The following is an 11,200-nucleotide window of genomic DNA, read 5'->3' as shown; positions in this document are numbered from 1 at the left end:
CACCACCTGGCGAAACCCCCGGGGAACCACGGGAAGAGCCGAGGGATGCCGCGTCATCGGCAGGGGGCCGGACAGCCGACGCCGTGATGGCGGGACGCGGCCTGGGCTCGTTCGTGCCGGGTGTGAGGAGGATAGCTGTGCCGGAGAACAGCAGGGTGGCGGCGACGAGACGGTGCGCCAGCGTCTGCGAGCTGCCGCCCAAGGGGATCCGCGGCGGCAGCGCCGAGCCCCGGTGTCCGGACCACCACTCGGCGATCACGCAGATGACGAAGTGCACCCAGGCCAGCCACACCACGTCCGCCAGGATCGCCAGCAGGCTCGCTGGGTCGACTGTGCGCGCCGGTGCCCAGGCTGGCGCCCAGGCCATGGGAATCGGTGGACCGACCAGCAGCACCAGCATGGCTGGCACGCCGACGATGATTGTGGCGAGGAGCGCGAAGGCCCTGGCCGCGCGCAACCGCGCTCGCCGCGGGACGGGCGGGGAAGCGGCCCGTGCGGTCAGCCTCGCGTGCCGGCGGCCGGATGTTCCGGCGTGGTCGCGGCGGGACGGTGTCACGCTGTTCATGGTCTTCCCCCGCGATCAGGCAGCCCAGGGTCTGGTCTGGGCTGTGGATAAACGCCATCACTTTATATGGTTTAACTATTACCGAAAGTCATTTTTGTAGATCTTTTGCCTGGCCTGGCAGGTGCGGCTCGGGTCGGGCTGCCGGCATGCGGATCTCGCTGGGCGATCCGATTGTCGCCGACCGACATGTTGATCTATTAGCGGAGTGGCTATCAGGCCTCTTCGGGGGATGTTGGCGGGCGGCGCAAAACAGTAGATTTGGACAAAAACGTCTATAACTATACCAAAACGGGCGAAGTTCGTGAGATGCTCGACGCGGCGAAGCTGTTGCGGAGTAGGCCTGCCGGTGTGTGGATACAGTACGTTATGTATCTAATAGATTACTTATAGTATTTATAAGCCGATGATCGCAGCTTGATGATCACCAAGCGACCTGCCTCCGCGTGATGGCGCATCCCGCATCCCGCATCCCGCCCGCTTCGCCAGCAGCTGCCCATCTTTCCGAGAGAGGCCAGAGGCGATGCCCAATCTCAACGTCACCTACACCGAAATGGACGACGCGAGCACCCGGCTCCGTAACGGCAAGGCCGACATCGAGGCGCACCTGAACGCCTTGAAACGCACGGTCGACGGCCTGGTCGCCAGCGGCTACGTCACCGACCAGTCGAGTGTGCAGTTCCAGGGCTCCTACGACACGTTCAACACCGGTGTCACCAACACGTTGGTCGGCCTGGACGGAATGGCCGAGTACCTCAAGAGGGCCGCGGAGGCCTTCCGCGCGGCCGATACCCAGCTCGCGAACTCGCTGCGTGGGCAAGGTTAGGAGGCTGATCATCCTATCCGCGGTTGCCGTTCGGCGGGGTGCCAGCTGTGCCGGGCGCCGCCTCGGTCACCGGTTATGACGATCCGCGTGCAGTGGTGGGTACACAACGGAGGTGGATTTCAATGACTGCTGACCGCGTGTCAGTCGATCTTTCGGGTCTGGATGCCCTCGCGAGCAATCTCGCGTCTATCCGATCGACGATGAACGCAACTCGATCAACGCTCGAATATTACCACGGCCAGTTGGGTTCAGCCGAAATCGAGAGCGCCCTCGACGATTTCGAACATGACTGGAGCGATGGGCGCAGGAAGATCGATGAAAACGCGAACAAGCTGGCGACGATGGCCTCGGAGTCCGCTCGGGTACTGCGCCAGGTCGATGCCGATCTGACGGCGGATCTGACGGCGGATCCGATCAGGGCGCCCCACCCTACGGATGAAGGGGTGAGGGAGAGCTGAGCGGCGACCCTGTGGCCGGCGGGCTGGCAAGCACCGAATTCTCGATCGCGGTTCCCGACAGCTGGTTTGAGGTCGACCTGAATCCGGTGACCCGCCGGGCATCCATCGACGCGCTGGTTCGTGCGCGTACACGTGCTGTTCCCGAACTCGCCGAGAACCGCTCGGCGATCTCGCGCATGCTGCGCAACGCCGCCAGCGACGCCGCTGCTGGTGGTGCACTGTTCTGCGGGGTCATGGCCGAGCCGGTGGAGGGGACGATCCTGTCCGCCAGTGTGACAGTTTCGTTGCTCCCTGCTCCCGAAGGGGGCTGGACGGATGGAGACCAGACGAACGGCGTCGCTCCGGACGCCATTCTGGCCACGCTGTCGGAGAAGGTCGCCCGATCGCTGGACGACACGTGGACGATGGTGACACTTGTGGATCTTCCCCGGGTCGGGCGGGCCGTCCGCGCCTATGGCGTCGAGGACATCACGCTGCCTGATCGGGCGGGCTGGATCAGGACGACGGCGATGCAGACCTTTGTCCCACTCCCACGGTCGGACACAGTCGTCCTGATCGCCTGCTCCAGCCCGAACGTAGTGCTCGTGGACGCATTGCACGATCTGTTCGACGCGCTGACCGCGACTTTTCAGTTCGGCCCCAGCAACGTGGAGCGTGCCGCACATCCCTGATCGCCTGGCCTCGGCCGCCTGACTGGCCAGGCGATCGAACTCAGGCGGTCGAGGCCGGGCGGTCGAACTCAGGGATGTGATCTACACACGGCTCGAAGCACAACACCGGCGGTGAGAACGCCCAGACCGGTGATGACGCTGGTAGCCGGCAGGGTGAACGCGAGGACGAGACAACCAGCGCCACCGACCAGCGTGACCGGCCGTAGCCAGCGGCGTTGCGGACCGTCCAGGGTGAAGGCGCTGGCGTTGGCGATCGCGTAGTAGACGAGGACCGCGAAACTGGAGAATCCGATTGCGTTCCGAACGTCTATCACGGTGACGATGACGATGACAATGCCACCGAGTAGCAGTTCCGCCCGGTGTGGAACGCCATGGCGTGGATGCACCGCGGCAAGCCAGCCGGGGAGATCCCTTTCGCGGGCCATCGCGAGGGTGGTGCGTCCGACCCCGGCAAGCAGCGACAGCAGCACGCCGAGGCTCGCCACCACCCCGCCCACACGAACCGCGGGAGTCAGCGCATGGAGGCTGCCCGCACTGACTGCGACGGCGAGTGGGTCAACGGCGGACGCCAGCCGGTCAGGGCCGATGGCCAGCAGCGCGGACAGCCCGACAAGGAAGTAGACACCGACGGTAAGCCCGAGTGCGGCGGAAACTGCCTTCGGGATCGTCCGCGCTGGGTCACGGACCTCCTCGCCCAAGGTGGCGATCCGGGCGTAGCCGGCGAACGCGAAGAACAGCAGCGCCGCCGCCTGCAGTACGCCGCGGACCGCACCTGGCCCGCTCCCGGGCCAGATCGGGCTCAGCCGTTCGGCGTCGGCGGTGCCGCCGGCCAGGCAGGCGATCACCACGAGGGCCAGCACGATCAGGGTCAGCGTGATGAGCAACCGGGTCAGCCGGGCGGTCTTGGTCACCCCGAAGTAGTTGACCGCGCTCAGCAGAGCCGCGGCGGCAGCCGCGACCAGACGGGGATGTTGGGGCCAGGCGTAGGCCCCCACGGTCAGGGCCATGGCGGCGCAGCTCGCGGTCTTGCCGGCCACGAATCCCCAACCGGCGAGATAGCCCCATACGGCGCCGAGACGGCGTCGCCCGTACACGTAGGTGCCACCGGACTCGGGATATCGGGCTGCCAGCTGCGCGGACGACGTGGCGTTGCAGTAGGCAATCACCGCGGCGACCGCGAGGGCGATGAGGAGGCCGGCCCCCGCGGCTTCCGCCGCCGGTCCGAAGGCTGCGAACACACCCGCACCGATCATCGAGCCGAGGCCGATGACCAGCGCGTCACCCAGATCAAGGCGCCGTTGGAGCCGGCCCGTCGTCATCGCCGCACCTTCCGGGTTCGCCTGTCGGCGTGGCCTGCCAGCGGATGTTACCCAGTTGCGGAGAAAGCGATCTGGACAGGCGTCGTCCTGCCCCGTCGCACGAACAGTCCGCGGCCGACAGGCATGGTGCCGAAACTGCCGCGGGACAGCCGCACGCCGAACAGGTCCCCTTCACTGGGGAGGCTCGGCGCGAGAATGATCCCACATCGTGACCGACGGGCATCCACCATGAACCCGCGGTACTGGTTGGTCAGATCCTCGGTCGTTCCGGCCGCGATGAACGCGTGACCGGCGTCGCGGGCGGTTCTGAGGAACTCACTCATGCGGTCAGCCAGCGGCGCGTTCGCCAGCAGCTCCGCGTCGTCCATGACGATGACCAGGCTGTTCGGCGTCATGGCCGAGGCACAGGCGGCATCGATGTCGGCGGCATTCGCCGCCGCGCCAAGGACATCGATCACCTGTGGATGGCTCGCGAGCGCCGCCAGCGGTGAGCGCCGAGGGGTCACCACAAGCAGCTGGGAATCGCCTGCCAGCAGCGACTTCGCCATGGTCAGCAGCGCGGTGCTCCGGCCGGAGCGCGCGGGGCCGGCGACAACGAAACCAGGTCCGTCAGTAGCGAGATCGATCTCGATGGGGGCGAGCTCATTGCCGCCCGCACCGACGAGCGCGACGAGCGCGACGGATTGCCCGGTCTCGTTGGCCGTGGGCCGTGAGCGTCGTCCCAGATGCAGCGCCTGGGTCTCGGTAACGGTGATACGTCCCGGCAGCACGTCGATACGAAACGGCCGCCGGTAGTCCGTGCGGGCGCCGGTAGCCGGCCCCGGTGGCACTCCGTCACGGACAGCCGCGGCCGCGCCCAGCTCGTGCAGCGCCGCGACCTGGGCGCGGCCGGACGGATCCTCGGCGAGCAGCGCGAGCTGGGTCTCCACCGAGGTTTCGACCTGAAATCCACGGCCCGGTGGTAGCACGTCGGGCACCGCGCCCGCGGCAAGACCCATCATGGCGTAGTCGGATCGGTCCGCCATCCGCAGCACGAACCGATTCTCGATCGCTGTGCTGAATCGACCGGACGCGCTGCGTCGATCGCCGGTCATGACGATGCGCAGACCCACCGATGGTCCTTCGCGCAGCAGCCGGGTCAGCATGTCGACGAGCGCTCCGCCATCGACCTCCTCGAAGGAGGCCAGAAAGCCTTCGAAACGGTCGATCAGCAGGATCAGGTAGGGCAGTGGGTGGTCATGGTCGGTAGATCGCTGTTCGGCGAGGTCGGCGTACCCGCGTGCGGCAAAGATCTCCTGCCGTTCGACGATCTCGGTGATGATCCGGGTGAGTAGCTGTTGAACCCGCTCGGGAGCGTCCCTGCTGACTACGGCTCCGGTGTGCGGTAACGAGGCCAGGGGCGCAAGGGCGCTGTTACCGCAGTCCAGCGCGTAGAGATGGACATCGGCGGAGGATATGGTTGTGGCTATTGATCCGGCCAGAGTACGCAGGGCTGTCGATCGTCCCGACCGTGGTGAACCGGCGAAGAGCAGGTGGCCCCCGTTTTCGATATCGAGTGTGTAGGGGAGCTGAGCCTGGCGGTCACAGTGGTCCGACAGGCCAATCGGGACGGCCGGCAGCGCGTTCGAGCGCACGGAGACGGATTCCAGCAGCGTTGCCAGGGTGAGCCGCTCGGGCAGCGGCGGTAGCCACGGACTGTGCTGGGGTGCGACGCGCAAGGTGGTGGCGGCTTCCCGGATCGCTTCGACGAGCACCTTGAGATCGGTGATTTCGTTGCTGGATGTTCGTAGCCGTGGTGGTGCTGGTGGGGGCTGGCCCAACGCGGGCCAGGTCAGCTCAGTCACCCAGGGCTGTTCTAGATCATCTTTTCGCGGCCCGGCACCGAGCGTGGCGATGCTTCCACGAACACCGGCGGCACCGGCACCGGCAGCGGCACCGACAGCGGCACTGGCACTGGCAGCGGCACTGGCAGCGGCCGGCCGGCGACCACCGATCCGGCCGGCCTGGAACGGGACGAGTGACGCGTGCGCCAGCCGGACGTAGGCACGGCCGGGGGCGGACGGTGAGATGCGCGCGGCGTCCGGCGCGTTGATGACGTCGGAGCTCTCCGAGGCGTCGGTGACGCGCAATGCTATCCGCAGGTTCGTGTTCGCGCGGATCTCGGGCGACACCACCCCGCCGGGACGCTGCGTCGCGAGCAGGAGGTGGATACCGAGCGAACGGCCACGCTGCGCGATGTTGACCAGGCCGGTAACGAAGGCGGGCAGTTCACGGGCGAGCGAGGCGAATTCGTCGATCACGAGTAACAGGCGGGGCAACGGTGTTGACGGCGGGCTGGCCGGTGTGCGCCGCGTCCCCGTGGTGGCCAGCAGGGCGTAGTCTTCGATGTCCTTCGCCCCCGCGTCGGCCAGGATGCGTTCACGCCGGCGGAGCTCGGCCGACAGCGACTCCAGCGCTCGGGTCACCAGGTGGGTGTCGAGGTCGGTGACCATGCCGACCGTGTGCGGCAGCCGGACACAGTCGGCGAAGGCGCTGCCGCCCTTGTAGTCGATGAGTACGAACGTCATTTCATCCGGCCGGTTCACGACGGCGAGCGACGCAACGATCGACTGCAACAACTCGGACTTGCCGGATCCGGTGGTGCCGGCGATCAGCCCGTGCGGGCCGTCCCGGCGGAGGTCCAGCGCGAACGGGCCGTCGAACGAGAGGCCCACTGGGAAGGTGGTGCTACGCGGGCAGACAAGCCAGCGAGCGGCCACCGTGGCCGCGGTTGGTGGCTCCAGGCCGATCACGTCCAGGAGCCGGGCTGCGCTCGGGATGGTCGCCTCGTCGTCCCCGCCGACATCGCGGACCGGTGCCAGGGCGCGGGCGAGCCGTGCACACCAGGCCGCGGCCCTGCCAGCCGTCACCACGGCGTGGGGATCGGCGGGCAGCGCGGTCGAGACGAGATCCGGGCGGACGTCACGGACGATCTCGGTATGCATCTCCACCAGGCACAGCCCGGTGCGGGTTTCCTCGGCCACGGCCTGACACTCCTCCGGCAGGTACCGGGTGTCGTGGTCCAGGCAGATCGAGTGGATGCCCAGCGCGGGTCCGTCCCGCAGGATTGAGATCATTCCGGGCGCGGACCGCAGCCGGCGCGCGCCGTCCATGACGACCAGTACGTCCGGGCTGTCGCCGAGCGGGTTCATGCCGGTCGAGTTCGCCCGGGTGGCCGCCCGCGCCGCCACCTGATTGATCAGCTCGCCGATGCGCCGGGCCCGCGACTCGTCGTCGCTCCCGAGCAGGACGGTGGTGTTCTGGCCTTCGCTCGGACGGCAGTGCGGAAGCCAGCGCACCCACTGCCAAGCGGATTCACCGGAGCTGTCGGTGAGAATGTAGATCGCCAGGTCGCGTGGGCTGTGCAGGGTCGCGGCCTGGGCGATCAGCCAGCAGGCGAGCACCCGGGGCAGGTCGCCGCGGCCGGCGATGCCCAGCACTCCCCGCTCGGGCAGAGCTACCGTCACCGGGACGTCCGGCGCCGTCCAGGTGATCTCGCGTCTGTGTTCCGGAGCGGCCGGGTCCTCCATCACGACCTCGCTGGGCAGGTCGGCGGTGCCCAGCCGCAGGCACAGGTAGTCGGGATTGTCCCGGCGGCGTTCCCACAGGCGTCCACGCGGCCCGACAGCGGTGAGCAGGACGGTCGCCGGATCGGGAAAGTCGGCGCGCCGGGCTGAGCGTTCGCTGACCAGCGCTTGGCGCGCGTCGGTTTCGACCTCTTCCCGCCTGTCATGGTAGTCGGCCAGTTGTTTACGGTAGCTGCGCCTGCCGTGCCGGTCGCTGGAGACGTGCATCCCGATCATTCCTACTGGGCCGATGACGGCCATTAGCAGAAAGTAATACTGTCGGAACAGGAGGGCCATCGCGACGCCCGCGCCCAGCGGCATGAGCGCCATGAGGATCGGCATCGGGCGCCGTTCCGGTTCCGAGGGCTCGCTGGGCAGCTTGTAGCGCGTCCGGCGCAGCGGCGGGAGCAACCGGGGCGGCCGGTTGAAATCGAGGGCCATCCCGTCGTCGGACGGCTTGAGCGCGGCATCAGCCTGGCTCGGCGTGCCCATCTCCAGCAGGACGGACCCGATCGCGATCTGGGCGCCGGCTGGGAGATCGATCGGGGCCTGTAGCGGTTCGCGGTTGACGAGCACGGCGGCAGGCTGTTGATCAGGATGGGTGGCCGCGGGGATGAGGCGACACGAGCCGTCCGCCATCACCGTGATTGTCATCGCCTCGGCCGCGAGGCCGGGATCGTCCAGCCGGATGGCACAGGCAGCCCCGCAACCAACGGCGAACTCACCTGGCCCGAGCCGGTGAACCACACCCGCGCCCGGTCCGCCGATCACCCGGACCTCGATCAGGCCGGGCGGTTCCCCTGTCAGCCAGCCCGCTGGTGAGTCGAGGCTGATCACAGTGCCCTCGCGGATCGGGGACTCGGCGAGGGAGAGCGCTCCGGTAACGAGCCGGCCGTCGACGAACAGGTCTGGCCTGCCTGCCGCGACGGACGGTCGGAGACGGCACGTGAGGGTATCGGCGACCGCGCTGACCGGCGTGTCCGGGTCGGCGTCCAGGAGGACGTCCGCGCTGACGTCGTGAGCCGGGTCAGACACCGTCAGCGTCAGGCGCATAGCCATACGATACGTCCTGATACCGACATAACGGGCCTTGTGCTATGGGCTGCTACAGGCGTGGCCGCGGCCGGTGGCGGCGCTGGGTCCGGCTGCGGACAAGTGTCTCGCTCGCCAGCTCGACGAGTTCGACGGCGTCCGGGGAAGGTGGTTCATCGGATCGGGAGCGCCCTGACCGCCGCTGGCTGCTGGACCCGGTGGCGGCGTCCAGCAGGGCCATCCCGACGTTGACCGACACTGTGATCCGATGCCCGCCGATGGCGAGCGGCTCGGTGAGGGAGTGGGTCAGCGCCTCGGCCAGGACCGCCGCGTCCGTGCTGGTCAGATGGCCCGCCACCACCACGAACTCGTCCCCTCCCCATCTGGCCAACAGGTCGGCCGGACGCAGCGCGGAGGCCAGCCGAGCCGCGGTGGCCCGCAGGACCATGTCACCGATGCGGTAGCCGAACGTATTGTTGATTGTGCACAAGGAGTCCAGGTCGAGAAAGAACAAAGCGGCTGGATGGAGATCGTCCCTGCCGCTGGTTCGGTCAGTCGGCTGAGCCGGGAAGCCGCTGCTGAGCTCGGCGAGCCGTTCGGTCACCGCCAGCCGGTTCGCGAGGCCCGTAAGCATGTCATGCGTCGCGTGATGGCGCAGTTTCTCCTCGGTCTCACGCCGTTCGGTGATGTCATCCACCAGGACGACGAGCCCTTGGCCGCCCATGAGCGGGCGTAACCGTACGAGCAGCCAACGGGGACCGCGCGGTCCCGGACAGCGGACCTCCAGGTGGGGGCGGCCGCGATGGTTGTCCAGCAGCTGCCTGGTGATGGTTGCGAGCTGGTCGAGGTATGGCAGGTGCGCGCTCGCGGCCGCGCATGCGGCAAGCCAGCTCCCGCCCGGCGCGACGGGGACGAGGGCGGTACCGGTCGCGCCGCCGCGTCGCCACGCCTCGTTGAGCCGCAGCACCGTGCCGTCGGAGTCGAGCACGGCGACCGCGATGGGCAGCGCGTCGAGAACCGCTGAGGCCACGTCGTCGGCCATCACCGAAGCCCACCTCTTCCGACGGTCCGTTTTCACCCAGATGTAGCGATCGTGATACCAGAGTGTGGTCCTGTCTGTGAAACGAGGATGACGTGTGAACTGTGAGTGCTGCTGGCGCTTCCGCTGTGTGCTCGGATGATCTGAAGGTTGGTATGGCTGATTTGGTACGGCTGATCTGGTGGCGAGGGAGGGGCAGGCTCATCCCAGCGGCTCCCAGCGCGGATCACGGCGATACATCGTCCCCAGCCGCGGGCATAGCCCGGGAACCGGTCTGTCTCTCGGCCGGTTGGAGGCTCCCGCTTTCGGGACAACGGACCTGAAGGTCACTGTCCACGCAAGCGGGAACCCGCCAGCCACCGGGGGTGGCAGGATCTGGTATTGCGTCGACGACGAGAAGCAGTGGGTTTGGATCACTCGTGCGGGCGCTGCCCATCCGAAGACCACCGAGTAGCGGCGCGTGCGGCCTTCGATATCTTGAAGTTCGGATTCAGAGGGTCAGCGCACCGCCCGCATTCTGCTGGGAACAGGCAGGGGATTCGGTAAAATTGATCATAATTTGGCCAGGCTCCTCACCTGCCCCAACGGCCCGATTCGAACCCCTGCTTGGGGTCCCGGCACGAGGCGGGCGGTGCACGGACCGCCAGAGACCGCCCATTCGTGGGCCACCCGGCGCGGAAGAGGGGGAAAGACTGATGGAGCCGTTTACCGTCGTCGTGGCCGACACCGAGGGCGTGGTGCGGTCGTGGGACACCGAGGCCGAATCACTGTTCGGCCATCCAGCGAACAAGATCCTAGGAAGCACGCTGGATGTGATCATCCCTGAGGCTTACCGGGAGGCGCACTGGACCGCCTTCCGAGCACTCATGTCCGGAGCTACGGCCGATGAACCGTCGGAGCGCGGCGCGGTGGTTCTTCCCGTCCAATGCCACGACGGCTCCCTACGGCCAACAGGCGTCCGGCTCATATTGCTGCGTGACCCTTGGGGGCGACCGGTCGGCGCTGCCGCCGTGTTCACGTCACCTGACGCGGCTCCGGAGGGCGCTGAACCCCTACCGGAGCTGTGACCTTGACAGGGCCGTGGCCGGCGTGGAGGGTTCCCACCGCTGCGGATAGCGACCTTCCGGTCCGTTCAGCCCGCGATCCTGCGGCCCCCGCTCACCCGCCTGCTGCAGCCACCCGCGCTCACCTGTCACCGACGCCCACGAAAGACGAAGATCGAAATATTCGGGGTGTACCGGACTGCAGGGGGATCGGCTGGAGGATGCGGGGGGGGGGGAGAGAGATCGCAGATGCCAGCGGCGTGCCAGTAGGAGGGATTAACGATCTTCAGAGGGTGGGATGATCCAGCGGTTTGTGTGAAACCGCTGGTCAGGGGCGGAGGCTTCGGGATGTTAACCCGGGAGGGGGCGTTACGCTGGCTATCCAGCATGGGAAGCCGTCCAAGAAACGGTTCCACCAAGATTTCGAGTGACTGTGAGCTATGCAGTGATGAGCTCCAGTCCGTGGTAGACCCTGAAATCGTCGAAATCTTTGATATTCATAGTCGCCAACGCAAGGCCGTGGGTAAGGCAGCACGCAGCGATCCACATGTCGTTCATCGGTCGGGGCCGCCCCCGATGCATCCCCGCGGCGGACAGGACACCATAGGTATCGGCCACGTCCTCATCACCCGGGAGCATCGGGAT

Annotated in this window: 7 protein-coding genes and 2 pseudogenes; 4 read left to right on the top strand and 5 right to left on the bottom strand. The window is 67.4% G+C overall.

The genetic code is table 11. The features are described from left to right. A pseudogene (locus tag MJ783_RS15050) lies at nt 1–565 on the bottom strand (hypothetical protein); the annotation flags it as partial. A gap of 520 nt (nt 566–1,085) precedes the next feature. Between MJ783_RS15050 and MJ783_RS15045 the strand changes: the two are divergent. The 3 genes from MJ783_RS15045 to MJ783_RS15035 all read left to right on the top strand — a co-directional run bounded on the left by MJ783_RS15045 (nt 1,086) and on the right by MJ783_RS15035 (nt 2,517). Continuing rightward, nucleotides 1,086–1,388: a WXG100 family type VII secretion target gene (locus tag MJ783_RS15045; RefSeq protein WP_239311068.1), complete on the top strand. Its 303-nt coding sequence runs from the start codon at nt 1,086–1,088 to the stop codon at nt 1,386–1,388. Nucleotides 1,389–1,510: 122 nt separating this feature from the next. Further along, entirely contained in the window at nt 1,511–1,846 is a 336-nt protein-coding gene (locus MJ783_RS15040) for a hypothetical protein (protein ID WP_239311067.1), read from the top strand. An 11-nt stretch (nt 1,847–1,857) separates the two neighbouring features. Beyond that, the gene (locus MJ783_RS15035; RefSeq protein ID WP_239311066.1) at nt 1,858–2,517 is read left to right on the top strand and encodes a hypothetical protein; all 660 of its coding nucleotides are present in this window, start codon (nt 1,858–1,860) and stop codon (nt 2,515–2,517) included. Nucleotides 2,518–2,585: 68 nt separating this feature from the next. On the opposite strand, the gene MJ783_RS15030 is transcribed toward MJ783_RS15035, so the two are convergent. The 3 genes from MJ783_RS15030 to MJ783_RS15020 are packed head-to-tail and all read right to left on the bottom strand — an operon-like array spanning nt 2,586 to nt 9,515. Then, nucleotides 2,586–3,836, bottom strand: coding sequence for an APC family permease (locus MJ783_RS15030; RefSeq protein WP_239311065.1), 1,251 nt, complete (start codon nt 3,834–3,836; stop codon nt 2,586–2,588). 47 nt (nt 3,837–3,883) lie between these two features. Then, complete coding sequence (locus tag MJ783_RS15025; protein WP_239311064.1) at nt 3,884–8,500, bottom strand: FtsK/SpoIIIE domain-containing protein; 4,617 nt, start codon at nt 8,498–8,500, stop codon at nt 3,884–3,886. Nucleotides 8,501–8,546: 46 nt separating this feature from the next. After that, complete coding sequence (locus MJ783_RS15020) at nt 8,547–9,515, bottom strand: sensor domain-containing diguanylate cyclase (RefSeq protein ID WP_239311070.1); 969 nt, start codon at nt 9,513–9,515, stop codon at nt 8,547–8,549. A gap of 692 nt (nt 9,516–10,207) precedes the next feature. Here MJ783_RS15020 and MJ783_RS15015 point away from each other — a divergent pair. Continuing rightward, nucleotides 10,208–10,579, top strand: a complete 372-nt coding sequence (locus tag MJ783_RS15015) for a PAS domain-containing protein (RefSeq protein ID WP_239311063.1) — start codon at nt 10,208–10,210, stop codon at nt 10,577–10,579. Between the two features lie 414 nt (nt 10,580–10,993). On the opposite strand, the pseudogene MJ783_RS15010 reads toward MJ783_RS15015, so the two are convergent. Then, a pseudogene (locus MJ783_RS15010) lies at nt 10,994–11,200 on the bottom strand (type II toxin-antitoxin system VapC family toxin); the annotation flags it as partial.

Origin of the sequence: Protofrankia sp. Cj3, assembly GCF_917627355.1 — a bacterium.
Lineage (GTDB): Bacteria > Actinomycetota > Actinomycetes > Frankiales > Frankiaceae > Protofrankia.
The sequence above is the reverse complement of the archived record's forward strand: the minus strand, read 5'-3'. Positions and strand labels throughout refer to the sequence as shown.

Bases quoted from the DNA above. Each gene is read 5' to 3' on its own strand.
- MJ783_RS15045 (WP_239311068.1), top strand. From the start codon at position 1,086: ATGCCCAATCTCAACGTCACCTACACCGAAATGGACGACGCGAGCACC.
- MJ783_RS15015 (WP_239311063.1), top strand. From the start codon at position 10,208: ATGGAGCCGTTTACCGTCGTCGTGGCCGACACCGAGGGCGTGGTGCGG.
- MJ783_RS15025 (WP_239311064.1), bottom strand. From the start codon at position 8,500: ATGGCTATGCGCCTGACGCTGACGGTGTCTGACCCGGCTCACGACGTC.
- MJ783_RS15020 (WP_239311070.1), bottom strand. From the start codon at position 9,515: ATGGCCGACGACGTGGCCTCAGCGGTTCTCGACGCGCTGCCCATCGCG.
- MJ783_RS15030 (WP_239311065.1), bottom strand. From the start codon at position 3,836: ATGACGACGGGCCGGCTCCAACGGCGCCTTGATCTGGGTGACGCGCTG.
- MJ783_RS15040 (WP_239311067.1), top strand. From the start codon at position 1,511: ATGACTGCTGACCGCGTGTCAGTCGATCTTTCGGGTCTGGATGCCCTC.